A 26,802-nucleotide genomic window follows, 5' to 3' on the forward strand; every position below is an offset into this window, starting at 1 on the left:
TTAAGAGGACACAAATAAGGATTTTTAATGCTTTGGGTTATAAAAGTTTGATTAAGCCCCGTGCTGCCGTGCCGGTTTATGTCGGCACAGGGTTGAAAAAGCATAGCGACGGCAAATTAGGCTGGGGTTATTAACAGGAGGATTAATAAAAGCTTAACGAGGATGTGAATTGTGAAAAAGATCACCTCTCAACCACCTCCATCGACCCGGCGTATTTTCTCTTGCAACAACTGTCTGTCCGCTTTCGATTTGGCCAGCGAGGCGGATGTTTTAAAGTACGCCAAAGCCTTTGCATTATCAATTCCCAAATACAACTCCCCCCAGCAATGAGTGGTACAGGTGGTTATCCGCGAGGTTCAGCTTCTCGGCCTCGTGGATGGCCTCGGTTCTGGAGCGGGCTTTGGCCAGGGCATAAGTGCGGTTCAGGGCCGCAATGGGCGAGTATTCGAGGATGAGCAACTGGTTGTAATATTGCAGAATGTGCTCCCATTTTTCGGGGGTGTCGGCTTTGATGGTATGCCAGTAGCCGATCGCGGCTTCGAGGTGGTAACGCGAAAGTTGTCGCCCGACGGACGCCCGGTTGAGATAGTATTCCCCGCGACAAATCAACGTCGAGTCCCAAAGGCTGTCGTCCTGATCTTCGTACAACACGGTTTCGCCCTGCGGATTGGTCCGTGCTTCGAAGCGGGAGGCGTGAAAGCACATCAGCGCAAGCAATGCATTTACCGGGGGCCGGTCGGTACCCGGATTTTCGGTCAGCATTTTCGTGAGCCACATGGCTTCTATACAAACGTCCTTTCGCAATGTGACATCTTTTCCCGCCGAATAAAACCCTTCATTGAAAAGCAGGTACAAGGTTTTCAAAACCGCCTCCAACCGGGGTTCGATCTCGGCTTCGGCGGGAAACGCCATTGTCACCTCCCCGGCGCGCAGCTTTTCCCGCGCCCGGTAAAGCCGTTTGTTGATCGTCTCTTTGCTGGTCAGAAATGCACTGGCGATCTCGTTGATTCCGAACCCGCAGAGCACGTTCAACGCCAGCCCGATCTGCGATTCGATCGGGAGCGAGGGGTGGCAAATCGCGAACATCATCTGCAACTGGCTGTCGGTAATGTTCTGGCTCGACAAATCGATGACAATCTCATCCTCCATCGGGCTGTCCCTGACCACCTGGCCGCTGATTTTTTCCTTAAAAAGCTTGTCACGCCGGAGGTAATCGAGTGTTTTGTTACGTGCCACGGTATAGAGCCATGCCACCGGGTTGTCGGGTATCCCCTTGATCCCCCAAATTTCGGAAGCGAGCAAAAAGGTGTCGCTGGCAATGTCCTGGGCGATTTCAATGTGTTCCAAACCGAAAGTCTTGCCGAGTACCGCGGTGATCTTCCGGTATTCGGTCCTGAACAAATGGGGTAGCAACTCCTGATTTTCCATGGCTTTAAATTAAATAAGCCTTTGCTGGTTACAAAGGCTTATCGTACGCAGGCTGGAATTACATATGGATAATAGGCCGGACCTCGACATTGCCGCCAGCCAGGAGGATCGGGCAGCCTTTCGCCATTTCGGTCGCCTCGTCCAGCGACTCCGCCCGCACCATGATGAATCCGCCTACGGATTCCTTCGTTTCGATGTACGGCCCGTCGGTTACAAGGTTCGATGGCCTGACCACATTGCCCTCGTTGGCCAAACGGTTGCCACGGTCGACCAGCTTTCCCTGCGCCGCGATGCCGCCAATCCAGTCCATCCATTTTTGCATGCTTTTCTGCAATTCTTCCGGTGACATGCCCGCCATTACGGCCGCATCGTTTCTGAAAACAAACAAGAAGTCTTTCATTTCAAATAAGATTTAAGTTTTAAAACCGATTGACGAGCGGCCACGGCGATGTTGGACAAAAGTTTAGGATTTTCTTCAAAAAAATACCAATCCCTTTAAAAAAACACACACGCACTTTGGTACGATTGTTTAACAAAAAGGCATCAAAAATCTGTCAACATTGCAAAATAGCCTGGAAATGACCGTTACACGCACGCATTCGAAAAAAAGACGTACGGCCAAAATCCTGATCGGGATACTGGTCGCCATTGTGGTGATCCGGCTGTTATTACCTTATGCCGTCCTCTACTTCGCAAACAGGAGCCTTGCGAATATGGACGGGTATTATGGACACATTCACGATATCGACCTTGCGATTATCCGCGGGGCCTACCAGATCGACAGTATTTACATTAATAAAGAAGACTCCGTCACACACAAGCAAACGCCTTTTTTTGCGTCCCGGGAGGTCGATCTCTCGGTGGAATGGAAGGCGCTGTTCAAAGGCTCCATTGTGGGCGAAATGGTTTTCCAGAGGCCATACCTGCTTTTTACCAAGGATAAGGTCGAACCGAAGGAGGTCGTGAAGGATTCCGCGGATTTTCGCCGGATACTCGACCAATTCATGCCCCTGAACATCAACCGCTGCGAGCTGCGCGGCGGGGCGATCCAGTACAAGGATTTCAGCTCGAAACCCAACGTCGATATCGCCATGACCAACGTGAACCTGCTCGCCCAGAACCTGCGGAACAGCTACGATTCCACGGCACTTTTGCCCGCCAGCATCCACGCCACTGCCGAGGTATATGAGGGCAAGCTGCGTTTCGACGCAAAGCTCAACCCGCTCGCCGATGCCCCTACCTTCGACATGAGCGCCGAATTGAACAACACCAACCTGGTTAAACTGAACGACTTTTTCCAGGCATATGCGAAGGTCGACGTCAACGACGGCCGTTTCGGACTTTACACGGAGGTAGCCGCCAAAGACGATGAATTCAAGGGATATGTAAAACCGGTGATCAAGAATCTCGATGTGTTGGGAAAAGAAGACCGCAAGGACAATGTGCTTCAAAAACTCTGGGAAGCTGTTGCGGGCGGGGCGGGCAAGCTGTTTGAGAACAAAAACAAAGGCCAGGTAGCCACCAAAGTGCCGTTCCAGGGCCGATTGGACGACCCCAAGACGAATGTATGGGTTGCGATTCTCAACATCCTTCAAAATGCATTCATCCACGCCATTCAGCCGTCCATCGACAACGAGATCAGCATCGCGTCGGTGAAGGAAGACAAAAAGGAGAAGAAGACCTTTCTGCAAAAGATCTTCTCCGGTGGTGATGGCAAAAAAGAAAAGAAAAGCAAGGACAAAAAGAGCGGCAACAAAGGCGATTAGCTACTCCTGTGAGCCGGTATCGCCCTGTGAAAGGTCCGTCAATTCCCATTTCTTATGCTTGTGAAGCCGCTGTGCTGCGTCAATTGAATGCGATGTGTGGATATCGGTGTCCATTTCCGACATCTCGGCGAGCTTACGGTAAAATTTGCGCAGCACATCCAGCTCCGCCTCGCTCAGGTCCTCGATATCGACCATCCGGTTGCTTGCGAAGCGGCTCGCCGCGATCAGTTCGTTCAGTTTCAACTGAATGGCTTTGGAATCTTTGTTCTGCGATTTCTGGATCAGAAAAACCATCAGGAAGGTGACGATGGTCGTCCCGGTGTTGATCACCAGCTGCCAGGTATCGGAATAATTAAAAACCGGCCCGGTAATGCCCCAAACGAGTATAACCCCTAATGCCACGCCAAAAGCCATGGAACTGCCTGTCCAGGCGGTGATCCGCGTGGCCATTTTCTCGAAAAAATTGATTCTCCCTCTTTCCATAAATTAAGAACTTTGAAAAAGGCAATCTCCGATCTTTCCGGCTGAAATGCTACTTCTTCATCTGATTTTCAAATAAAAAAACACCATTCTTGTCGGTTATGACACGACTTTTCAACTCCCGATTAAACCAGAAACATGACTTTTATCATATTTTCATCATAATCAATTCGATTACATTTGTAGAAATACTTCAAATCATGTTACTCAACGTTATGCAAAAAAGGGCTCCCGCGGGAGCCCTTTTTCAGTGATCAGTGATTCATTGCGGTCCCGGTCGTGTGGTGATGACCTTGCTGATTCCCGATTTGGCCGACCTTGTTATAGTCTTTCAAAATCTTTCTGGATTCGTCTGTACCGATTGCCTCCACCCGCTGGACCATGTAAGGCAGCATTTTAGGGAATGGAGATTTTCCCGCCAGTTGCAACGCTCGTTTCGCATCGACGGCGGCCAGTGGCTCGGCAGCATACCATTCCATGAGTGGCAGGTTATGATCGTCCTTATCTTCGGCTTTTTGTACCAGCGCATCGAGCACATCCCAGCGCTGTGACGGATCCAGGCGGAGCATTCCGGAAGTAAGGTAAAGCCTCACCAATTTGGAATTGTCCTTTTGCGCCATTTCTACAAACTTCTTCAATATTTCCGGTGACACGGCTTTGCCTTCCGTCAGCAACTGCACCGACCAGCTCCTTATGTACTCGCTATCGTGGGAAAGCAGCTCCGCGAGCTCCTTCTCGGTGAGCCCTTTCGTCACGTGCAACGCCCACAAAGCCCGTAGCTTGCGGGTTTCGTCCGGATTTTTGGCGAGGATTTCCTTCAATGCCTTGTGTACCTTTTTGTTGGGCCCGCGTTCCTGCAAGATCGTCCGGGCCTGGCGGACATACCATTCGTTCGGGTTCAGCTGGTAATTTACCAGTTCCATATCCGACGCCTTAGATAAATCAACCTGTACCCATTTATCGTTTTCATGGGTTATTTTAAAAATCCGTCCCATGGTTTTGTTATGAACATCGGGATTGGGGCTATGGCACTGGTTTTTGTCGTACCAGTCGATGGCCCATACCGAGCCGCTGGCGTCGTATTTGAAATTAAGCCATTGCGACCAGGAGTCGTTCATCGCCATGAAGTCGTTTTTGTGCGTTGCCTCATAGCCGGATCCCGAGCGGGTAAGGTGGTCCATGTTGAGGCGTGCCCCATTGATATTGTTCATGAAAATGTCGTTGCGGTATTCCCCGGGCCAGCTGTTGCCCAGGTAAATCATCGCTCCCGCATGCGCATGTCCCCCGCCCGCGGAAGCCGAACGGAAGTTACCGGCATGCGGCCCCCGCTCTCCCACCCAATGTACATGATCGGCGATGGTTTTAATGTCGTCGTAAGTGTAGGGATTGAAATGCTTGCCGGCCTGCCGCTGGTAGCGGGCCCCCTGTATCACATGGTACATGTGCGGGATCACGCACACGGTGATGAACGGATGCCCGTATTCATTGAAATCGATTCCCCAGGGATTGCTCGACCCTTCCGCAAAAACCTCGAATTTGTGCGAAGTAGGATGATAACGCCATACGCCCGCATTGATTTTCGTTCTTTCTGAATCGGGCGCTCCCGGCTTGCCTACATTGGAATGGGTAAACACGCCGTGTGTCCCGTAAAGCCAGCCGTCTGGTCCCCAGCGGAGGTTGTTGAGTACCTCGTGGGTGTCTTCCAGGCCCCAGCCGTCGAGCAATATCTGCGGCGGACCGGCAGGCTTGTCGTTTTTGAAATCGGCGGGGATAAACAGTAGGTGCGGCGCCGATCCGAGCCATACCCCGCCCATTCCCACTTCGATGCCGCTGATCAGGTTGAGGCCTTCGGCAAATACCTTGCGCTTATCGAGTGTGCCGTCACCATTGGTGTCTTCGAAAATCAGGATTTTGTCCCTGCCCTTCCCTTCCGGGGCGCGTACCGGGTAAGTATGCCCCTCCACAACCCATAACCTGCCGCGTGCATCCACGGTAAAGCTGATTGGCCGGATAATATCGGGTTCTGCCGCCGCCAGCGTGATTTTAAAGCCCGGCGGCGGTGTCATCGCTTTCGCCGCCTCTATTCCGGACAAACCCGCGTTCAGGACCGGGTCCAGCGGTGGCAGAATGATGATATCCTTCTGTTTCAGCTCGTTGGGAAACTCGGGGCGGCTTGCATAGAAACGAAAGTCGTCGAAGTTGATATGCGCCCATTTGTCGTTTGGAATGTAGGGGATTTGCGAAATGCCCGTCTCGTTGTCGACGATCCGGATAAAAATCTCCTTGTTCAGATACGGCTGCAGGTCGACCACCGCGGGTTGCAGCGTAGCCCTGCCCTGGCCGGTAATGTGGTAAATAACCTTGTTATCCGACGCCGTAACGATTTCCACGCGCGTATCCTGCAACGCCCCGCCCGACACCCGGAAAGCGGCAAAAGGCTGGGTTACCTGGAACGGAACGGAGGTGAGGGTACCGGTTTGCTTGTAGTTCAGCGTGCCGCCGCTGCTGAGGAAATATTTGCCCTCATAACCGATATGCATCTCCTTCTCATGCACCGGCGAGGGGTCGGAACTGAAAAGCGCATTAGTGAAGGCATCGCCCGTGGCTGTCCAGTTTTTCAGATCGCCCGTTTCAAAACCCAGGTTGAGCGGCTGGCCGTCCTTCATGGGCACTTGGCCTGCTACGGTCTCGTTGGAAATAACCCCTTCCACTACTTCGAAGCTACCCACCATGCCCGCCGCACGGTGCCCCGGCACAGAGCAATAATAGGTGTCGTTCTGCTCGGCTTTGAAGGTAATACTAGTACTGGTCCCTTTTTCGATGATCACTTTGCTTTTGATCCCGAGTTTTTCCAGCGCGATATCGTGCGTCATGAGTTCGCCGTTGGTGATCGTGATCCTGACCCGGTCGCCTTTGTTCGCCTTCAGCGTGGGGTTGCGGGCGCCGTCTTTGGCGAAGAAGCCGAGCATCGTCGCTTCCAGCGCATAGTCGCGGTCAAATTTTTCAGCGGTTTGTGTGGTCGGGGCCTGCTGTGCGACGGAGTCCAGGGCAGGAACCGCCACCATTGCCAGCGCCAGTGGTACGAGAATGTGGGTCAACCTTATCATATTCATCTGTTTAGGAATTTCTGCTTCGAAAGTCGAGGAATAAAGGAATACACCATCGGGTTTATACTTATGGCAGTTTTTTAGAGGCGCGCTCGAAGAAACGTCGGGGGAAATTCATTTCGACATTTGAAAATTCACACTCTCGTGCACAATCCCCGACTAGCGGAAGCCGCTGCCAGGCCACGTTCGGAAATGTATCCCGAATCAATGTTTTGCGAGCCTGTTGGCTACATGGCCATAAATTTGTTTCGAAAGCCGGTGACAATTTTACCGGCAATGGCAGGTTACTTTTGGGCCGCCCGCCGGTTTTCGGCTATTCGCAGCGTTACGATTTTCCGGATCAAATCCAGTGGCATAGGTTTGTTCAACGGGAAATGCACGGAGCCTTTCGTCCCTTTAAAACCGGCAAGCTCTTCGGACAATGCTTCCGAAATCGCCGCCGTGACAGGGTATAGCGCCACGTGCTTTTTCCAGGCGGCGAAATAAATGAGGTAGGTGCCGTTCAGGTTGAAGGTAGGCATGTCGTACGAAATGGTTTCTTCCGCATCCGGCGCCGCAGCTCTGACCTCCGCGCGTATCTCATACAAAATCGCCCGCACTGTTTCCGGAAAGCCGGCAATATATTCATCAATCGAACCAGGTTTCCCGGTAGCCATTACATCGTTTTGAATAAACTGGAAAATCACAAAATCGGGAATCTTACCGGACAGCCGCATAATTCCGTCAGCTACACAAAAAACAGGCAAGCTGCTCAACATACTGATCCCGAATGATTTTACGGCGATATTTTTACAATATCATTCCAAACAGCCGTATGTCATGAAATGGATTCTATTGCTTTCGGCGATTATCGCCTGGCTGGCAAAAGTAGCTATAACTGCACAGGACATGGGTTGGACTGTTTTAACGTAATGTGAAAACTCCTACTTTCGGGAAAAATCATTCGCCGTTGCAGGAACGCATGTTTAAAACCAGTCTATTCCTAGCCGCGCTCGGTCTTGTAACGAGCGCCGGCCTGGCCGCATTGAAAACCAGGGACCATTCCGAAAGCCCCGAGAACGCCTCGCGCCCGAACATCGTCGTGATATTGGCCGACGACATGGGTTATTCGGATATGGGTTGCTACGGAGGAGAGGTAAAAACGCCCAACCTCGATTATCTGGCACTAAACGGCTTGCGTTACCGCCAGTTTTACAACACTTCGCGCTGCTGCCCCACACGCGCCTCCCTGCTTACTGGCTTGTACAGTCATCAGGCGGGTATCGGCAAGATGACCGAGGCCGAAAACCAGCCCGGTTACCAGGGCCACATTACCGAAAATACGGTGACGCTGGCGGAAGTACTCAAAACTGCCGGTTATCAGACCGGCATGGTGGGCAAATGGCACGTTTCAAACACGTTTACCCGGGAAGACCCGCAGGAACAGCTTGCCTGGCTGAGCCACCAGAAAGACTTCGGGGCTTTTTCACCCGTCGAACAATATCCTGCCAGCCGCGGTTTCGACAAGTTCTTCGGGACCATCTGGGGGGGTGGTGGATTTTTTCGACCCGTTCAGCCTGGTAAACGGGAAGGAGCCCGTGAAAGAAGTACCGAAAGATTACTACCACACCGACGCCATCAACGACACAACCGTGGCTTATATCCGCGAATTTGCCCAATCGGACAAACCGTTTTTCCTCTATGTGGCCCATAACGCTCCCCATTGGCCGCTGCAGGCGAGGCCCGAAGACATTGCGAAATATAAAGATACTTACAAAAGCGGCTGGGAGCCGGTCCGCAAGGCCCGGTATGAAAGAATGGTAAAAATGGGTCTGATCGACCCGAACGTCACGAAACTGCCGGATACGCCGCCCGGTGCCATGCGATGGGAGGAAAATCCCGACCGTGAATGGGACGCCACGGCCATGGCGGTGCACGCCGCTATGATCGACCGGATGGACCAGGGCATCGGCCGGATTATCGATGCATTAAAACAAAGCGGAGAACTCGAAAACACGTTGATCCTCTTTCTGAGCGACAACGGGGCGAGTCCTGAAAATTGTGCGAAATATGGCCCGGGCTTCGACCGTCCGGGCGAAACACGCGACGGTCGTAAAATAGTCTATGCTACTGAGAAGCAGGTTCTGCCAGGCCCGCAAACGAGCTACGCGTCCATCGGCCCGCGCTGGGCGGGCGTAGCCAACACCCCTTACCGGTATGCCAAGGCAGAGTCGTTCGAAGGGGGGATCAATACGCCGATGATCGCCTTCTGGCCGAAGGGCATTACGGCTAAAAAGGGGAGTTTCAGCGATCATACGGGGCACGTAATGGACCTCATGGCGACGTTCTGCGAACTTTCGGGGGCCGTTTATCCCCGGCAATACAAGAATAACGATATCCGGCCCACTACCGGAACCAGTATTGTGGCGTCTTTCAGCGGCAAGTCCCCGGGGCAACGGCGGGAGTTATTCAACGAACATTTCGGCGCCCGCTACGCACGGGAAGGCAACTGGAAGCTCGTCTCACCGTCATCCGACTCTACCTGGCAGTTATACGATCTCTCCGCGGACCGTTCCGAAACTAAAAACCTGGCCGCAGAACATCCGGAACTGGCAAAACGCCTGGCGAACCGCTGGCACGAATGGGCCGATACACATCAGGTATTCCCGAAGCCCGATAGGCCGGCCTCCGGCAGATGACGATACGGTTTCTGGTTGCCGCTCTCAAAGTACCAGCTTATATCCCCTGCCACGGATGTTGATTATCTGAATTTTAGGGTCTTCGCGAAGGTGACGGCGTAATTTTGTGATGAAAACGTCGAGACTCCGGCCGTTGAAGAAAGAATCGTCGCCCCAGAGCTCGTTCAGCACTTCGCTGCGGCCCAGTACCTGGTTGCGTTGCTGGTAAAGCCGCCGCAAAAGTTCGGATTCTCGATGGGATAATGTTACTTCCTGCCCATCCACGCTGAGTTTTTGTTTGGCAGGGTCGAAAAGGTAACGGCCGATTTTCAACGTTCCGTCCGCGGTCGCGCGGGATACGCCGGCGCGCAGGAGCGCATTAATCCGCACGATGAGCTCGTCGAGACTGAACGGCTTTTTGAGATAATCGTTCCCTCCCAGCTCGAAGCCCCGTACCACGTCGGCTGTCTGCGAGCGGGCGGTGAGGAACATAATCGGGACGTGCGGATCATTGCGGCGGATGTGCTCGGCCATTGTAAATCCGTCCATGTCCGGCATCATGATATCTGCTACGACAATATCGGGCCGGTGCTCGCGAAACTGTGCCAGCCCGTCCACCCCATTAACCGCATAAAGCACATCGAACCCCCTGAAGTTCAAGCTGTCTTTCACGATCATCCCCAATGCGGGCTCGTCTTCGATCAATAGTACCGTCGCCATTTTCAGAATTTTAATGTAAAGGCGCTTCCCTTGCCCAGTTCGCTCGCCAGACTGATACTGCCTCCATGCCGTTCCACCACCTGCCTCACATAGGCCAGACCAAGGCCGAACCCTTTTACCTGATGTAAATCACCCGTCGGGACGCGGAAAAACCGCTCGAAAACCGATGACTGGTATGCCTTGGGAATGCCTATCCCGTCGTCGGTCACGGTTAGCTGCCATCCCCGCGGCTCCTGCTGAAAGTCGAAGGAAATCGTTACCCGGTCATAGGAATATTTTATCGCATTGTCGATCAGGTTATTGATCACGTTTCCGAAATGGATCCGGTCCACTTGTACCGTTGTTCCGAACGGGATATGCATATTGAAAACCACCGTTTTGGCCGCTTTGATCCGGTGGTTGGCAGCCAGCTCGCATAACATTTCGGCCAGGCCGACCGGCTCCGTCCGAAATTCGAACTCCTGCTTTTCCTCCACGGCCAGGTTCAGCACTTTTTCTACCAGATCCGACAGTCTGAGAAGGTTATTGTGCGAAATATGAAGATATTCCTCCGCCTTGCGCGGATCGTTCAGCGCCCCGAAATGCAGCAGGGCGTCAACGGCGGCCGTTACGGTAGCGATGGGCGTTTTCAACTCGTGGGTCATGTTGTTGATGAAATCGTTCTTGATGTCCGAGAGCTTTTTCTGCCGGAGAATTGTCCGCAGCATGAACACGAAGCAGCCGGTGGTCAGCAGCAAAAGCAGCAAGGAACAGCCCAGCAGCCAGCTCATCCGCCTCAGCAGGTAGGGAACGGGCATTTCGAAAGTAGCCTGCACAAAAATATGCCGTACCGGATTGACCGGCAGCGGGAAGGTCTTGAAACGGCCGTCGTCTTCTACTTTTAATCCATGACCGTTATAAATGATCATATTGTTGGCCCCGCGTACCGGGTGAATCGTCAGGGTATCGATCGTAAAGTCCGCATCGATGTTCCTTCGCCGCAATTCCGCCCGGTAGGCCGAATAAATTTTCCGCAAATCGACCTTGCCGTCTTCGGTCCATTCCTGCACCATATACCTCGAAATACGGCGTGCCAATGTGTCCACAGGCGCGATGATGGCGCTGTCGTTATTGAATTGATAATAAAAACGCGAACCCGGACCTTCGCTCACGCTCAACCGCCTGACCGTGACGCGCGAATCCCTTGGCATACGCCCGCCGGGAGCATTTTTGGTCATAGGGCGGCCGGGGCGCTGTCTTCCCAGGAGAATACGCGCGTTGTCGACCTGGTGCCCTTCGATGACCTGGAACAAGACATCCTGCACGGTACTGCCGAACTGCTGCAACTGGAGCCGGTAGGTTGTCAGAAGCCAATATCCCTGAAATGCATTGATCGCCACAATGCAGATGGTCATCAACCAGAAAATCGAGCGGATACGGCGGTTCGTCATATTGCAAAGCTACACGTTCCGCCCCGACGATTTGCTTTACTTTAACACTATTTAACACTAAATAATACTGATTAAGAGCCGCCTGGCACCGCGCTCAAATAGCGGATTATTTCCCGCCTCCGGAAAATCCCCCGTGCTAATGCCGCCGGTGCTTGCCGATGGACGACCGGCCTCCGGACGCTGCCGTTCCGGGCCTTAACACTACTTAACATTAAATAGCAGAACCTTACAAACCGTCGCCGGACCTTTGAACCGTCAAAACAAAAACACGGTGACATTATGAAAAAGCTTCTTTTAATCATTACGCTGCTCTTTGCGGCAGCCCCGGCCATTCTCGCACAAACGTCGGGCCAGATCAATTATGAAATCGTGCGCAAGATAGACCAGTCCCGGTTACGATTCATGGTCAACGGCGAGGAAGTGAAGCAGGGCGACCCCAACTTCCCGACAGACGTTCCGGATACACGCACCATCGGCCAGAAAGTGCTTTTCGCCGGGAATTTCGTACGCGAAAACCGCGACGAGGAAAACATGATGAAACGGGTGAGAATGGAACCGGGCGGTATCCCGCAGATGACCAACGCGGGGCGTCCGTTTGAAGAATGGACGATAACGGACATCGCGGACCGTAAAATCCTGACCTTCGTAACCGTAGGTCAGGATAAAGAAGCCCGCACCTATAAAAGCGAAACGCCGATAGAACCGGTCGGGGAATGGCAACTTACCCAGCAGACGAAAAAAATTGCAGGTTATCCATGCCAAAAAGCGGTGGTTAAATACCACAACGAGCCCTACACCGTCTGGTTTACGACCGAGCTCCCGTTCAGCTACGCGCCGATACCGGCCCTGACACCGGAGAAAGGCGTGGCGTTACTCATCGAAGGCAGCCGCGAACAATTCCGTGCTACGAAAGTAAACCTGGGCAATGTGGACGCGTCGTTGGTTTCGCCGAATGTTCAGGCGGAGAATGTGAAGCCCGAGGAATTGGCGGATATCCGCCAGAAGGCAATGGCGGATTTTCACCAAAAAATGGGGCCCGGCGGTGGAGGCATTTAAAAAGATACTCTGCCTGCTGCTGATTTCGCTCACTCCGGTATTTGCCCAAAAAACACCCCCAGGCGGAATCAGCGGCACCGTCCTCGATTCGGTCTCACGAAAGCCTCTGAGGATGGCGTCCGTTTCGCTGTTGCAGGCGCGTGATTCCGCCTATGTAAGCGCGACGCTTACCGGCGGCGACGGCGATTTCCTGTTCCGGAAGGTAACGCCCGGCTCGTACCGCCTGCTCGTCACCTTTGTGGGATACAAAAACCTATCGCTGCCGGTTACCGTAACCCGCGATGCCCCCGCCGAGGTGGGCACACTGCTGATGACGGAGCAGGGCAACCAGCTCAACGAAGTGGTAATCAAGCAGGAACGAGCTCCGATAACTATCAAAAACGACACCCTGGAATTCAATGCAGGCTCATTCAAAACCCAACCGAATGCACAGGTAGAAGAGCTCCTGCGCAAATTACCCGGTGTAGAAGTCGCGCGGGACGGGTCCATCAAAGCCAATGGCCAGGCAGTGAACAAGGTGCTGGTGGACGGCAAACCGTTTTTTGGAAATGATCCTAAAATGGCCACGCGTAACCTTCCCGCCGACATCGTCGACAAGGTACAGCTTTACGACCAGTCGTCGGACCAGTCGCAGTTTTCGGGAGTCGACGACGGCGACCGTGAACGGACAATCAACATTACCATCAAAAAAGACAAAGGGAAGGGCTATTTCGGCCAAAACGCGTTGGGGACAGGGCCATCGGCAGGCGACCAGTCGGCCCGGTATGAGGCCCGGCTGAATGTCAACCGGTTCAACAACCACAACGGCGGGCCCAACAGGCAGCTCTCGCTCATCGGACAGGCCAATAACCTGAACCAGCAGAATTTCACGATGTCGGACGGCAACCTGCCCGCACCAGGCTCAGGCGGACCGCAGCTTGTGGGCCAACCGGGCGCCAATGGCCCCGACGGTCCGGCTGCTCCTTCCAATATCACGGAAGTGGGCGCATTGGGCGTCAATTACCGTACCGAAAGTAGTGCCGTGAAATGGGGAAAACGCACGGAAATGGCGGCCAGCTATTTCGCGAACCGCTCCGTTACCACGACCGACCAGCAAAGCCGGCGCGAAAACATCCTGCCCGGCGGCTCGTTCCTGAACGATCAGAACAACTATTCGAAAAATACGATGGTGACACACCGCGTCAACGGCCGTTTCGAATTGCCGCTCGATTCCTTGTCCAGCCTTCGGTTCACGCCCAACGTCAGTTTTCAGACCAAGGATTTCCTTAGGAAGAGCAGCAGCTACTCCTACCGCTCCGCGACCGACTCGCTCAACAAGGGTTTCAATAATTACGACCTGGACGGGAATGGCCTGAATGCCTACAACAACCTGCTGTTCATGCGGAAATTCCGCAAAGAGGGCCGGTCGTTTTCGGCGAACCTCAATTCGATACTGACGACCGGAAATTCCACGGCGTACAACCGGTCGGCGAACACCTTCTTCGACACGCTAGCGACAACGCCCGCACAGGAGAGGATCGATCAGCGCAATGCCCAGGACCAGCTTGCATTTCAGAATACAATGTCCGTTTCTTTCACGGAACCGATTTCTTTCACCCGGAAACTGGAATTCAGATATGCTTACAGCAACAGTTTTGGCAAGCTGCTCCGGGATATTTCGGACAAAAGCGAGGAAACCGGCAACTATGACAGACCGGACATGCCGCTAAGCAGAAATTTCGCGAATACCTTTGAAACCAACCGCCTGGGCGCCACTTTCCAGACCCGGCGTTTGCGCTACACACTGGCACTCGGAGCTGACGCCCAGCTCGCGTCGCTCCGGCCGATCGACAGGTCCACCGGCACCGGCTACCGCTCTAATTACGCGTATTTCATGCCAAATGCCCTTTTTGCCTACACGTTTCGGGGTAATAAAAACCTGCGGCTTCAATACCGGACGCGCGTCGTACAGCCCGGCATTACGCAGCTGATACCCGTTGCCGATAATTCCAATCCGCTCAATATCAATATCGGGAACCCGGCGCTTAAACCTGAATATTACCATAACCTGACGCTGACATTCAGCGCCTCGGCGGCGGGAGGCAATGACAACCTGTTTGTTTTTGCCGGTTTTAACCAGAGCAACAACCGCATCGGCTTGTCGACGGCCATCAACGACGCCGGAGCGCAGGCAAGTACGCCTGTCAATACGCGTGGATTTTACGCGGGCAACGGGTTTATTTCGGTAAGCAAAAAGATCCAGCCCTTGCGGCTTTCCGTGAATCTGACCACGCAAGGCAGCCTGGCCCGTAACACAAACCTCATCAACAGCGCGGAGAATGTGACGACTTCCGCGTCCATGGGGCCGGGAATCCGCCTGCAATCCGATTACAACGGCCGCCTCGACTACGGTTTGAGCGCTCGCATCACCTACCAGCAGGCGCGGTATTCACTTTTGCCTCAACAAAATATGCAGTACTGGTCGCAGTATGCGACGGGCGATGTGCATTTGCAATTGCCGGGAAACCTCGTTATCGCCTCCGACCTCACCTACACCGGCAACACAGGCCGGGCCGAAGGCTATAATCAGCGCTTCCTGCTCTGGAATGCGTCGATTGCGCGTCAATTTTTACGTACCCGACAGGCGGAGATCCGCTTGCAGGTATTCGACATCCTCAACCAGAACAGCAGCCTCGTCCGGAATACCGGCGACACCTACATCGAGGACGTGCGCAGCCGGGTTTTAAAACGCTATTTCCTCATCAGCCTGGTCTATAATCTCCGGAAGTTCGGTATATAAAAGCGGTTACCTGCCGATAACAACAAAAAAGCGTGTCATGGCATTCCATGACACGCTTCTACACTACTGTTCGTTTATCGGCTTATTATTCTATTTTGATTCCCCCGAAAGCCCCGGTTCAGGGCCTGTTCATAGCGCTTTCCCCTTCGTCCACGCCGTGAAATTATCCCACATTCATATAGGGTGCGACGTAAAATTAATTCTATAATGCAAATAACAAATACTTTGTCAGGCTATTTTTTCGACGGGCCTGAACATTGTTGTTTACCTGCGGGCGTCGCGGGGAAGATAGCCGAATTTCTTTTTGAATGCGGCCGTAAAATGCTGGGGATTTTTATAACCCGAAAGTGCTGCTATTTCGCCAATAGAGAGCCTGGAATCGGTGTTCAGGAGGTGCCGCCGTGCTTCTTCCAGACGCGTGTCGGTAATGTAGCCGAAAACGGTGGTCCCGAAAAGTTCCTTGAAGCCCTCCTGCAACTTGGTGCGGTTGAGGCCTGCCACACGGGCGAGTTCCTCAATGGAGAAAGGGTCGTTGATATTGCGCAGCAGGAGGTCCTTCACTTCGTGTAATTTATCGATATCCGACCTTTTAAGTCGGGACTTTTCCTCTCCGGCCGCATTGATCTGGCTGATCTGCAAAATAAGCAGCTCAACCACCCTGGCTTCCACAAACAGCTTTTTCAGCGACCCGGTATAAGGGCAATCCCTGATTTCCGCCAGAAGCCGGTTCATCTCCGGCGTGATCGGAAAACTGCGGTTACCCATCACTGCCGGGTGGTTTTTCTCGATATTCTTCCCAAAATCCTGCAACACCTCGAGGTCGTCGTGAAACAACCTTCTCAGAAAGTCAAGCGAAAGCTCGATTTCCACGCTGCGCGACATCGGCTTTTTGAGATAATACAACCGCCCTTTGAGCGCCGGATAAAAAAGCAACGAATGCGACCCGCCGTAAATTACGGTCTCGATCTCCGATTTTGCCTCGGGAATGTAGAGGCAGCCGGTCGTCGACAGTTCGAAATGCATTTGCAGGTAGGGGAAATCGCTTTCCAGTATCTGTACCAGGTCCCTGTCCAGCTCTCCCTCGATCATGGAGCATATCATTCCAGGACAATAAATCCGGTGCATCCGCGAGTGCATGCCCGGGTGGGAATATTCGTACCTCGTTTCCCTGATCCCCGAGCGCTCATCCACACCGAAGCCCTCGGAGTATCCCCGTTCGAAGTTGAGTTCCGCAAATTCTTCCGATCTGAATACGATTTTCATCAAACTCTGTTTTTGGCGGCATTAATACTGCTTCTGACGTTACCCGCAGCCCGGCCCTGGTCGGTACATTTGCCGTTATTTTTAAACAGTCTTAATTAAGTAAAATTACAATAGCGTTGAAATCTTTCCTCCTCCTCTTGCGATTTTTTCTGCTACCGGCGTTTATAAGCCCCATAATAGCCTGCGCACAAGACAATTACAAAATACATGGCGTTGTGAAGGATGGACGGGGCGGCGGGCTGCCGGGGGCTTCGGTTACGGTAGAAGGATTGGATATTCATGGCATTGCCGACGAAAAAGGGCTGTTTGCATTGACCGTCCCGCGCCGGAACAGCTATATCGTGCGGGTACAACACGTCGGTTTCAGAAAGGCCGGCCAAACGATCGCTTTCAAAAACCTGGGCGATCCATTGGTTTTTACATTGGAAGAAGACCAGACGCAGCTTTCCGAAGTGCAGGTAACCGGCCGCACGGAAACGCAGGAGGCCCGGCTGCAACCCATTAAAGCGGAAGTAATCAACACCAGGGCCGTCCGGGAACAGCCTTCCACGCTTATCGAACTCATGAACCGCTCGGCAGGTATCCGCATCCGGCAAACGGGAGGGCTCGGGTCCAGTGCCGGACTGATGATGAACGGTTTCCAGGACCGCGCGATCAGGAATTTCAAGGATGGTATTCCAATGGATTACCTGGGGGCAGGCTACAACATCGCGCTCGTACCTGTGAATATGCTCGAACGCGTGGAAGTGTACAAAGGCGTGTTACCCGCAAGCCTCGGCGCCGACGCGCTCGGCGGGGCGGTGAACCTGGTCACGAAGAAGTCGCTGTACCGCTACGCCGAAGCCTCCTATGAAGTGGCGTCGTTCAATACCCACCGCGCGTCGGTGAATGGCCTTTATACGGACACGACCCGACATTTCTTTCTGGGCGCCGATGCTTTCCTGAACCGCTCGGACAACAATTACAAGGTAGATGTAACCGTCACCGACCATGAAACGGCGGCCCGCAGCGAGGCGAAAGTGCGCCTTTTTCATAACCGGTTCACCAACTACTATGCGGAAGCATATGGCGGGCTGACAGGCCTGCGCTGGGCCGATGAACTCCGTTTGGGCATTACGTGGTTCCGCATTAACCGGCAAAACCAGTACGGGTCTTCGATGTCGCAGCCGTTTGGCGCGGCGGTAAGCAAGCAGTATTCGCTCATCCCTACCCTGCGTTACAGGAAAACGTTCAATCGCCTCAGTGTGGACCAGTTCCTGACTGCCAGCAATATTCACGTCGCGCAAGTGGACACCGCGCGAGGAACCTACGACTGGCACGGCAACTTCATTCCGAGCCCGTCGCGCCAGGGCGAAATTACGGCCAACGGCAGCCTGTCGGACATTACTTTCTCCTACTTCACCACCCGGACAAACGCAGATTACCGCATCAACGGGGCGCACAAAGTGGAGCTGAACGTAGTGTCTACCCGCATCGGGCGAGACGGTCGCGATCCGAGAGGATTGAAATTGCCGGACACCGGCCAGGATATTCTTTCGCTGCCTGCGAAATACAACAAATTCGTCGGTGCAGCAGGCCTGCAATCTGTTTTCGGGCAGGAAAAATGGACGAATAACCTGATCGCCAAATACTATTATTACAACACTTCCACCATCAATGTCGACATCTACGGCACGGCCCTGGGCGAACATCGCTACGCATCGAACAGCAGTTTCGGTATAGCCGAGGCGTTGAAGTATGCGGTGACGCCGGCTACATTTTTCCGGTTATCGGCAGAAGCGGCCACCCGGCTACCCGAACAGGACGAGATGTTCGGCGACGGTAATTTCCACCGTTCCAATTTTTTACTGAAACCGGAGAAGAGCGTCAATATCAATGCCGGCTTCCGCACCGAAAAGCACCATCGGTATAACCTGGAAATCAATGCATTTTACCGCATTACCAGGGACCTGATTTTAAAAATGCCCGTCGACCTGCTGTTCACCCAAAACCAGAACGTCAGCAATGTGAAAGGCCTCGGCCTGGAAACCGATCTGAATGTGGACATTACCCCCTGGCTCCGGGCGAACGGCAACTTTACCTACCAGGACTTCCGCCTTTTCGATACCGGAAACCGCCTGACCGAAAAAGCCAGGCTACGCAATACGCCCTATTTCTTCGCCAATGCGGGTCTTAACGCCCGGCTCGACCGCCTGGCGGGCAACGGCCGGCTGCAATTGTATTACTATTTTACGTTCGTCCGCGAATACTACCTCGATTACGTGCCCAAAGCGCTTGAGCCGGACGGTTTCCTCGGGCTCTGGGGCAAGGCCGGGTTCGAAGCTCCCAACATTATACCAAGCCAGGCGCTGCATTCCCTGGGGCTGACCTATAATCCGGCCAACGACCGTTTTGCCATTGGTTTTCAGGCCAAAAATATCTTCGATGCCAACGTATACGACAACTTCCGTATCCAGAACGCCGGTCGCAGCTTCCATTTGAAAGTCAACTATACCCTCAGATAAAATTTATTCATTTTACCATTAAACACATGAAAACACCTTGGTTTAAATCACTCCTTTTAGGTTTCGCGTTCACGGCTATTGTGGGGTGCTCCTCCGACGACAGCTCCGATCCAGGGCCTGTTTCCGGGGAAAAGGACAGGTTTGTGCTGATGACCTCCATCGAACGTTTCGGGGCGGGATACTTTACGGCTTTGGACGGCATGCCGTCGGGCACGATCCAGGCAACCAACGCCCGCTCGTTGCAGGTTAAGGAGGCGTTCGGATTCCGGGCTTTCGGCAAATGGTTTTTCAACCGCAGCAATGCCGCGGGGGACCTGGGCCTTCAAAAGTATTCCCTGAACGCCGACGGCAGCCTGAAAGACGAGGGTTTTATCGCCGGAGCCAGCCAATATCTGGTTGTGGACGAGACTACCGGCTATTATCTCGATGAAACGCGCAGCCTTCTGAAACTGCAAAAATTCAATCCGACTACCATGCTGCGCACCGGAGAGATCGACCTTTCGGTGGTGCAGAAAGAAGGCGTCGAATACCAGGTGGTGGGGAAACATACCATTGCCGCAAAAGAAGGCAAATTGTTCGTAGGGATTACTTACAGTACGAAGGCATTGGCCGGCTACGGAGGCGATGTTTTTAACGCTATCGAATTTGCGGTGGTGGATATCGCAACCGGCAAATACGAAAAGACGATCAGATATGACGGAATGAAGGGAATCGGCTGGGGATCCTCGGGGAACAAAATGTGGTCGGTCGGCGACGACGGCGCACTTTACCTGTACAGCACCGGCCTGAATGTGGGTTTAGCGAACACTGCGATTATCCGTATAAAAAAAGGCGAGACGGATTTCGACAGAAGCTGGATATTCTCGACGCGGAACCTGCAATCCGCCAACTCGATCGTGACCGCATTAGTGAAAGGTGGCAAACTGTATTTCGAATCGCCCTCGGAGCCGTTGAAAACGGATTTCTCCAATCTGCAGAACGCCCCGATATTCGATTATTATGCTTACGACATGGCTACCGGACAAGTGGCTAAAATCGAGGGCATGCCACAGCACGAATATGCCTACGCCAACGAGCAGGCCATTACCGAGATCGATGGCAAAATATACCTCTGGGTGAAAAATTCCGTAGACAAACTGGAAAGCTACTATGTGGTAGATGGTAACAAAGCCACCCAGGTATTCAAGGTTGCACTGGACGGCGCGATCCAGGGCTTCGTCAAACTTTCAAATTAATCCATTGCCATGAGCTCCGTGAAGCAAATCAAAACCTGGTTCCTGGTCCACAAATGGACAAGCCTGATCTGCACGGCCTTCCTGCTGATGCTTTGCATAACCGGCCTGCCGCTGATCTTCCATGAAGAAATCGAAGCGCTCGAAGGCAAACCGCATCTCGCGAAACAGGTACCTGCCGGCACGCCGGTTGCCGGGCTCGACAAACTCGCCGAAACCGCTCGGGGCAAATACCCCGGAAAAGTGATCCGTTTCGTGTATTGGGATGAACACGAACCGAATACGACGACGTTCAGCCTCTCGGATTCGATTGATGCCCCGCCGGACAATTTCACCACGGTGATCGTCGACGATCACACCGCGGAAGTGCTCGACGAGCCCAATTACCAGGAGGGCTTCATGTATGTGATGCTGCAACTGCACACCGACATGTTCATGGGCATCGGCGGAAAGCTTTTTCTGGGGCTCATGGGCTTGCTTTTTGTTGCCGCCATCGTTTCGGGCATCATGCTTTACGGCCCCATCATGAAGCGTTTCGACTTTGGAATGATCCGAACGCAGCGTTCGGCGAGACTGAAATGGCTCGATTTACACAACCTGCTGGGTGTGGTAACAATCGTTTGGGGAACTGTGGTAGGACTTACCGGCGTCATCAACACCGCCTCCGAAATCGTGTTGAGTCTTTGGCAAATGGGACAGCTTGCCGAAATGACCGCTCCTTACAAAAATGTGGAGCCGCTTACCGGCAAATTGAGTTCGCTGGACCGGGCGATGGCGCTCGCGAGACAAAAAGCGCCCGATATGGAGCCGTCGATCATTGCATATCCGGGCACGGCATTTACCAGCAAGCACCATTATGCGGTGTTTATGAAGGGCAACACGCCGCTTACCAAACGGATTATCAAACCCGCATTGATAGACGCTAAAACGGGCACGTTCACCGATATGCGTGATATGCCCTGGTATGTGAATATGCTTTTCATCTCCCAGCCGTTGCATTTCGGCGACTACGGCGGCTTACCACTGAAAGTGATCTGGGCGCTGTTCGACATTGCAACGATTGTAATCCTCGGAAGCGGCCTCTACCTCTGGTTTGCGAGAAACAAGGCCACAAAGGCGCATATCAGCCGGTTGGCTAAAAACGAAACGGAAATCCTCACTGTAATGGCTCAGAAAGAGGACGCATAACCGGAACGATCATTCAAAAAATATCCGACAATGAAAAGTAACTTCTGGAAAGTATGGGGCATGCCCATCGTCATCGGCATTTTTTCCGGCATAGGCCTCATTTCCGCACTCACCGGCGACAACATCTGGGACGCCGTTTCCTGGCTCGCACTCGGGTTTCCGGTGGCGGTTAGTTTTTGGTTTTTGAGAAAGAGCTGGAAAGTGTGAATGAACCGCCGTGGAAAGGGGAATGAGTGAAATTGAATGATTGAATGAGTGAATATGTGAATGACTGAATGACCGAATAGATATATTCCATAAAGGTCAGAACGAACCTGAATTATAAGGAAATAAACAAGACAACACAACACTTGACATACCTGACCACACCTGACCTTTTTATTCACACATTCAAAATTCACTCATTCAATCACTCCCCGTTCCACGGCGGCTCATTCAAAATTGTTTAGCTTGCGGCGTTGAAACGAAAAGATTGGTCACTTCAAAAAAATTGCCGCATGGAAAGACATGTCGAGATACGGCTCAGACATTGGGTATTTGTGAATGATGTAAAATTTTTCGGGCCGGGCCGTTATGAACTGCTCGAACGCATCGGCGAAACCGGCTCTATCGCGCAGGCCGCCAAAGAAATGGGACTTTCGTATAAAAAGGCGTGGGCCATGGTGGATGCGCTGAATACCCTTGGAAAAGGCCCTTATGTGGTTACCCAAAAAGGCGGTACCAAAGGCGGAGGCACGGTCCTCACCGACACCGCACGGAATGTTATGCAAGCCTACAAACGCCTGAACGACACGCTGCTGACCGCATTGGCCCAAGAACCGGAACTTTTGTCACTGATCTGACGCGCCTCGTCAATTTTTTGCCATCTATTTGCCTGCGCTCGTTATATTTGCGATATATCCGATCATACATATCGCTTTGTAATGAGAAAAACGCTACTGCCACTATTCGCCGGTCTTGCATTCGCTGCAACGGCGCAAGAAGTGCCTGAAACGCTTTCCGACCGTACTTTCGAGTTGGGCGAAGTGCGCGTGTCGGGCATCCATACCCACGACAGTGTCGCTTCGCGCCTCTCCCACCGCACGATCGAAAAATTCAACCGGAACAACCTGTCCAATGCATTGAACATCCTGCCGGGCGTGAGTATCGCTAATGTCGGCCCGCGAAACGAGTCCGTCGTATACCTGCGCGGGTTCGATCTGCGCCAGGTGCCTGTGTATATAGACGGCGTGCCTGTGTACGTGCCTTACGACGGCTATGTGGATATGGGCCGCTTCACGACTTTCGACGCCCGAAGCCTGGAAACCCAGGTCGCATTCAAAAAGCCCATAAAATGCAAACGATCAAAACATTAGTAATCGAAATCTTCCTGTACGCGACGCTTTTGTCAGCCTGTGCGGCACAAACAAACGCGCAAAGCGTCGCCACGTTAAGCGTGACAGGCGAGGTAACCACGCCGCTCGAACTGAAAATACAGGATCTGGCCGCGATGAAGCAGATCGCCCGCAAAGTGAAGGACCGCGACGGCAAGGAGCACGAATTTAAGGGTGTCGCGCTGATCGAAATCCTCCAAAAAGCGGGCGTGACCACCGGCGCGAAACTGCGGGGCGAAAATTTAACCAAATACGCATTAATTACCGCCGCCGACGGTTATAAAGTGCTTTACGCGCTGGCGGAAATCGATCCCGAGTTTACCGATCAGGTTATTTTGCTTGCTACTGAAAAAGACGGGCAGCCGCTTCCCGCCGGTGAAGGGCCGTTCCGCATAATCACACCGAACGACAAAAAGCCTGCCCGCTGGATACGTGAAGTGCGAAGCATTAAAATCGCATTTGCCCGAAACTGAACCGGGAATGCAAGTTCAACGGGTTGGCGTTCGTTCTGTTCGGGTGTAGTTGAGGTAGCGGTAAGCTCCCAAAACGGATATGTCCGCCGATAACTCGTAGCTCCCCCAGGGATAGGACGCTTCCGTTTTGACAAGCTGCTTTTTAAAAGCACCGTTGGCTTTTCCAGGTTTTTTCATAAGCTCGGTAACCGCCCGGCCGTCCATTGCGGCCGGTTTGGACAAACCATAGATGTTCAGGATCGTCGGAACTATATCGACGTTGGAAGTCGGTAATTCCGTGGTTGCACCTTCCCTGAAATCCGGTCCGGCGGCAAGCAATGCGATATTGATTTCATAAGGACTTGAACCGCCGTGCCCCGCCACGCCGCCCGAATAGTCGGTACCGGCATAACCCTTTTCGTTTTTGTCGTCATTCCAGTTAGGCGCCACGAGAATGTCGCCCGAGCGTTTCGGATGATTGTAGTGGATCAGGTCAAAAGAGAGCGTTCCTTTTACCCGGCCCTGCGGGTCGCCCTTTTTGAGTCCTTTTGTAAATACCGCCCCTGCCCATTCCTGCTTGTGCAATGCGGCTACAATGTCGGCAATCGCCTTTTCGTCGTGATTTTTTACATAAATCGCGCCTTCGGCTACTACGACATCATCAGATTCCCTGTCCCTTTTGAAACCTTCCTTGATCAGAAAATCGGCTAACCCGGGCTTCTCCTTGTGGGTCACGAAGCCGTGGTCGGTGGAAATGATCACATTAAACCGCTCGCCGGCACCTTTTCCGCGCAATGCGGCCATGATCCGGCCAAACTGCCCATCGACATACTTGATCGCGTCCACCGCCTGCTGTGAGCCGATCCCGTATTCATGAGCCGCGCCGTCGGGGTCCGAAAACCAGACAGCACTCACTAGCGGGCCGTCTTTTGTCAAACCGTATTTCAGCAATGCATCGGTTATCCATTTATGACGTCCGAACGCTTCGTCGGTTCCCTGGCTAACCATCCCTAACTCGTTCAAAACCCGATTTTTGAATGCTTCCGGCAAAATCAGGTCCGGGTTCACCACGGCCCCGTTTACCGTGTGGTTTTGCAGGAATGCCTGACCGGTCGTTCCGGAACTGAAAACCATCATTTTCTGACCGGCATCGGCCAGCACCTCACCGAGCGATCTGGCGGTGAGGATCGGGCCGGACGTTGCGGCGGGAATCTTGTTCAAATCCCCGTAGCTCGTGCCGATCGATTTGTCAGCGGCCACTTCCGGAATATAAATGGCGTTCCCGAGCAACCCGTGCGTGCCGGGATACGAGCCGGTTGCATAAGACGCAGAATTGACGCGCGTCACCGTCGGAAAAACGCTGTGATGGTGCTTGCCCCATGCCGCAGTTTTTTTGAAAGCGAACAGGTTAGGCATTTGCGCTTCGGTAATATAATCCGGCCGCAGGCCGTCGAAGAAAACGATTAGTGTCCTGGTTTTAAAACGAGGGCTGCTTTCCTGCGCCTGGACAAAACCATTCACAATCAGCAGAACGCCCGTCAGCAATAGATAAAAATAAGCCTTCATCGATATAAGAGGTTATCGGATTTCGGAAACGGTAACGGTGTGCTTGCCGCGCTGAATGCCGTAGAGCAACGTTTTTCCTGCTACGGATCGGTCAATCGCGATCCCCTGGCCCTCTATGGGTGCCGGCAATGTGCTGATATGCTGCAAAGTGTAACCTGATCGAGGCAGTTTCAGGACATACACTTCCGCACGGTCGTGGCCGGTGCAGTACAGCAAACCATCCGCGCCCCAGGCACCGCCGGAATTGCTTTTCGGGCTAAACAAATCGATCAGGTTTTTCGGAAAAACCCACGCCTCTACCTGCCGCCATTCCATATCGTACTTCACCAGCGACGTCCAGCGCACATCCCTGCCCTCGCTCGAATCCTTGCCCGCATAATGCGCGAAACCGATAAACCAATGTCCGTCCTTCCGGTCGAGCCAGGTAAGCGACCCATGTTGCGCGATGCCGAAGCTGTGCGTACCGACGTGCGCCAGTGTTTTCGCGTCGAAAATCTCAACCGAGCTGGTCATCGGGATTTCGGGATAATTGGAATTGGCGCAGTACAGTTTTCCCTGGATGACCACGCCGCTATTCAGATGCACGACGCCTTCTTTCGTGCCGTCCCACGTGGCAATGAGCTTTCCGTCGGCTTTGGCATGTTTGGTGATCGTGCTGTTGTTGACCACATAAAAATGCCCCGCGTCCACGGCCACGGCTTGCTTGGCTTCTTTCACATCAAATTCCCGCAAGGGCGTAAGCGTTTGCGAAAACGCGGGGAACAATGCCGACAAGAGCAATAAAAATGTGTATAAAAGCAACGGGTTGAGGAGCACCATGGGGTTACAAATATTTTCCGATCCTAAAAGTACCGAAAGCGGTTAATTTCTACTTTACGAGAATGTTATGTTGCCCGTGCCTGAGATAAGCGGTGTTTGCCCGGCCGGAATTCCGGTATTCGGGCATGTTATTTGCAGGCTTCCGATCGATCTTACACGCCGATACCGCCCACGGGCCCGTAAATAGGATCTTCCAAGGCCTGACATTCAAACCATCTTTCGGAAAATCATTCACACCAGCCGATAGAAAATCCGAAGCAGCACACGCTTGAAATGACCTTATCGCCTTACTTAAATTTAAAGCACCCCAAAAAAAAATCACCAGAATGAGCACCAGAAAATTCGACAAACCGGCACGCACGCTTTACCAGCGGCTTCGTTCGGACAACAATGCGATTGAAAAATATTTTAAAGGCAAATACACACTCGAACAGCTACATGAAAGAGGTATCCAATTCGTTAAACCCGTATGAGATTGTCGGCGGGGAAACGGACCACTACTGGTTTCTAACCGATCTCGGCGCCTTCTACTACGCGCATTTCACCAGTTCGTCGGGTCTTTCCGAACTTCCTGGCAAAGTGCTGACTTTCTCGTTCAGGCACTACTGCACCCATCCTCACTGGCCGGCGATAACCGATGAAACCGGCGACAGGCCTGTGCCGCCGCGCTACGATCGCCGGATAATGGAAACGATCGCCTGGCTCATCTCTGAATCGCTGCGGAAATCGCCCGAAACCGCTATTGCATTCATTTGCGAGTCGAACGGCGGTTGCGCACCGGGCCTCCAAAGGCTGTTCGAACGCTGGTACCGCGAAACGAGCCGGCTTGTAACGCCGAAGATTGCCAAATACGACAGCGATTTCTCGGGCGAAGGTTACGGTTCCATTTTCGTCCACCAGGCCCACCCGGAGCACGAATCGATCAAAACCGCATTCCAGGATTTTTCTTACGTCGAATCCGATTGACAGGCCGTTATCGATT

At 53.0% G+C, this 26,802-nt stretch carries 24 protein-coding genes; 14 read left to right on the top strand and 10 right to left on the bottom strand.

Annotated elements, in window-relative coordinates:
* Positions 1 to 297 precede the first annotated feature (297 nt).
* Both ABV298_RS05745 and ABV298_RS05750 read right to left on the bottom strand, forming a co-directional pair.
* The gene (locus tag ABV298_RS05745; protein ID WP_353721210.1) at positions 298 to 1,428 is read right to left on the bottom strand and encodes a sigma-70 family RNA polymerase sigma factor; all 1,131 of its coding nucleotides are present in this window, start codon (positions 1,426 to 1,428) and stop codon (positions 298 to 300) included.
* Between the two features lie 58 nt (positions 1,429 to 1,486).
* Entirely contained in the window at positions 1,487 to 1,828 is a 342-nt protein-coding gene (locus tag ABV298_RS05750) for a YciI family protein (protein WP_353721211.1), read from the bottom strand.
* A 178-nt stretch (positions 1,829 to 2,006) separates the two neighbouring features.
* Here ABV298_RS05750 and ABV298_RS05755 point away from each other — a divergent pair, with 178 nt between their 5' ends.
* A complete protein-coding gene (locus ABV298_RS05755) occupies positions 2,007 to 3,194 on the top strand; it encodes a DUF748 domain-containing protein (RefSeq protein WP_353721212.1) in 1,188 nt (395 codons plus the stop codon).
* Here the strand turns inward: ABV298_RS05755 and ABV298_RS05760 are convergent, their stop codons facing one another.
* From ABV298_RS05760 to ABV298_RS05770, 3 genes are all read right to left on the bottom strand, one after another.
* The gene (locus ABV298_RS05760; protein WP_353721213.1) at positions 3,195 to 3,677 is read right to left on the bottom strand and encodes a low affinity iron permease family protein; all 483 of its coding nucleotides are present in this window, start codon (positions 3,675 to 3,677) and stop codon (positions 3,195 to 3,197) included.
* A 251-nt stretch (positions 3,678 to 3,928) separates the two neighbouring features.
* Positions 3,929 to 6,787, bottom strand: a complete 2,859-nt coding sequence (locus tag ABV298_RS05765; protein WP_353721214.1) for a PVC-type heme-binding CxxCH protein — start codon at positions 6,785 to 6,787, stop codon at positions 3,929 to 3,931.
* A 278-nt stretch (positions 6,788 to 7,065) separates the two neighbouring features.
* Positions 7,066 to 7,437 carry a DUF1801 domain-containing protein gene (locus tag ABV298_RS05770; protein WP_353721215.1) on the bottom strand — a complete coding sequence of 124 codons (372 nt, stop codon included), beginning with the start codon at positions 7,435 to 7,437 and terminating at the stop codon, positions 7,066 to 7,068.
* 257 nt (positions 7,438 to 7,694) lie between these two features.
* On the opposite strand from ABV298_RS05770, the gene ABV298_RS05775 reads away from it, so the two are divergent.
* A complete protein-coding gene (locus ABV298_RS05775; protein WP_353721216.1) occupies positions 7,695 to 8,474 on the top strand; it encodes a sulfatase-like hydrolase/transferase in 780 nt (259 codons plus the stop codon).
* Entirely contained in the window at positions 8,359 to 9,459 is a 1,101-nt protein-coding gene (locus tag ABV298_RS05780) for a sulfatase-like hydrolase/transferase (RefSeq protein WP_353721217.1), read from the top strand. Before ABV298_RS05775 ends, ABV298_RS05780 begins: the two co-directional genes overlap by 116 nt.
* Positions 9,460 to 9,483: 24 nt before the next feature.
* On the opposite strand, the gene ABV298_RS05785 is transcribed toward ABV298_RS05780, so the two are convergent.
* Both ABV298_RS05785 and ABV298_RS05790 read right to left on the bottom strand, forming a co-directional pair.
* Positions 9,484 to 10,158, bottom strand: a complete 675-nt coding sequence (locus ABV298_RS05785; RefSeq protein ID WP_353721218.1) for a response regulator transcription factor — start codon at positions 10,156 to 10,158, stop codon at positions 9,484 to 9,486.
* 2 nt (positions 10,159 to 10,160) lie between these two features.
* Positions 10,161 to 11,588: a HAMP domain-containing sensor histidine kinase gene (locus ABV298_RS05790; RefSeq protein WP_353721219.1), complete on the bottom strand. Its 1,428-nt coding sequence runs from the start codon at positions 11,586 to 11,588 to the stop codon at positions 10,161 to 10,163.
* A gap of 279 nt (positions 11,589 to 11,867) precedes the next feature.
* On the opposite strand from ABV298_RS05790, the gene ABV298_RS05795 reads away from it, so the two are divergent.
* Both ABV298_RS05795 and ABV298_RS05800 read left to right on the top strand, forming a co-directional pair.
* Entirely contained in the window at positions 11,868 to 12,644 is a 777-nt protein-coding gene (locus ABV298_RS05795; RefSeq protein WP_353721220.1) for a GLPGLI family protein, read from the top strand.
* Positions 12,631 to 15,423: a TonB-dependent receptor gene (locus ABV298_RS05800; protein WP_353721221.1), complete on the top strand. Its 2,793-nt coding sequence runs from the start codon at positions 12,631 to 12,633 to the stop codon at positions 15,421 to 15,423. Before ABV298_RS05795 ends, ABV298_RS05800 begins: the two co-directional genes overlap by 14 nt.
* Positions 15,424 to 15,687: 264 nt before the next feature.
* On the opposite strand, the gene ABV298_RS05805 is transcribed toward ABV298_RS05800, so the two are convergent.
* Positions 15,688 to 16,686: an AraC family transcriptional regulator gene (locus ABV298_RS05805; protein ID WP_353721222.1), complete on the bottom strand. Its 999-nt coding sequence runs from the start codon at positions 16,684 to 16,686 to the stop codon at positions 15,688 to 15,690.
* 215 nt (positions 16,687 to 16,901) lie between these two features.
* Between ABV298_RS05805 and ABV298_RS05810 the strand changes: the two genes are divergently transcribed.
* The 7 genes from ABV298_RS05810 (at position 16,902) to ABV298_RS05840 (ending at position 23,456) form a co-directional block, all read left to right on the top strand.
* Positions 16,902 to 19,190, top strand: a complete 2,289-nt coding sequence (locus ABV298_RS05810; RefSeq protein ID WP_353721223.1) for a TonB-dependent receptor plug domain-containing protein — start codon at positions 16,902 to 16,904, stop codon at positions 19,188 to 19,190.
* A 26-nt stretch (positions 19,191 to 19,216) separates the two neighbouring features.
* Positions 19,217 to 20,425 carry a hypothetical protein gene (locus tag ABV298_RS05815; protein WP_353721224.1) on the top strand — a complete coding sequence of 403 codons (1,209 nt, stop codon included), beginning with the start codon at positions 19,217 to 19,219 and terminating at the stop codon, positions 20,423 to 20,425.
* 9 nt (positions 20,426 to 20,434) lie between these two features.
* Entirely contained in the window at positions 20,435 to 21,610 is a 1,176-nt protein-coding gene (locus ABV298_RS05820; protein WP_353721225.1) for a PepSY domain-containing protein, read from the top strand.
* Positions 21,611 to 21,640: 30 nt separating this feature from the next.
* Positions 21,641 to 21,817: a hypothetical protein gene (locus tag ABV298_RS05825; RefSeq protein ID WP_353721226.1), complete on the top strand. Its 177-nt coding sequence runs from the start codon at positions 21,641 to 21,643 to the stop codon at positions 21,815 to 21,817.
* 290 nt (positions 21,818 to 22,107) lie between these two features.
* Positions 22,108 to 22,452 (top strand): ModE family transcriptional regulator, encoded by a 345-nt coding sequence (locus ABV298_RS05830; protein WP_353721227.1) that lies wholly within the window; start codon positions 22,108 to 22,110, stop codon positions 22,450 to 22,452.
* 81 nt (positions 22,453 to 22,533) lie between these two features.
* Positions 22,534 to 22,965, top strand: a complete 432-nt coding sequence (locus tag ABV298_RS05835) for a Plug domain-containing protein (RefSeq protein ID WP_353721228.1) — start codon at positions 22,534 to 22,536, stop codon at positions 22,963 to 22,965.
* On the top strand, positions 22,944 to 23,456 hold the full coding sequence (locus tag ABV298_RS05840; protein WP_353721229.1) for a molybdopterin-dependent oxidoreductase: 513 nt from the start codon (positions 22,944 to 22,946) through the stop codon (positions 23,454 to 23,456). The genes ABV298_RS05835 and ABV298_RS05840 overlap by 22 nt, the downstream gene beginning before the upstream one ends.
* 15 nt (positions 23,457 to 23,471) lie before the next feature.
* Here the strand turns inward: ABV298_RS05840 and ABV298_RS05845 are convergent, their stop codons facing one another.
* Positions 23,472 to 25,001, bottom strand: coding sequence for an alkaline phosphatase family protein (locus ABV298_RS05845; RefSeq protein ID WP_353721230.1), 1,530 nt, complete (start codon positions 24,999 to 25,001; stop codon positions 23,472 to 23,474).
* Between the two features lie 12 nt (positions 25,002 to 25,013).
* Entirely contained in the window at positions 25,014 to 25,820 is an 807-nt protein-coding gene (locus tag ABV298_RS05850) for a hypothetical protein (RefSeq protein WP_353721231.1), read from the bottom strand.
* Positions 25,821 to 26,146: 326 nt separating this feature from the next.
* On the opposite strand from ABV298_RS05850, the gene ABV298_RS05855 reads away from it, so the two are divergent.
* Together ABV298_RS05855 and ABV298_RS05860 are read left to right on the top strand one after the other, a co-directional pair.
* A complete protein-coding gene (locus ABV298_RS05855) occupies positions 26,147 to 26,293 on the top strand; it encodes a hypothetical protein (RefSeq protein WP_353721232.1) in 147 nt (48 codons plus the stop codon).
* Complete coding sequence (locus ABV298_RS05860; protein WP_353721233.1) at positions 26,259 to 26,786, top strand: hypothetical protein; 528 nt, start codon at positions 26,259 to 26,261, stop codon at positions 26,784 to 26,786. Before ABV298_RS05855 ends, ABV298_RS05860 begins: the two co-directional genes overlap by 35 nt.
* The last annotated feature ends 16 nt before the right edge of the window (positions 26,787 to 26,802 follow it).

The organism is Dyadobacter sp. 676, from assembly GCF_040448675.1.
Lineage (GTDB): Bacteria > Bacteroidota > Bacteroidia > Cytophagales > Spirosomataceae > Dyadobacter.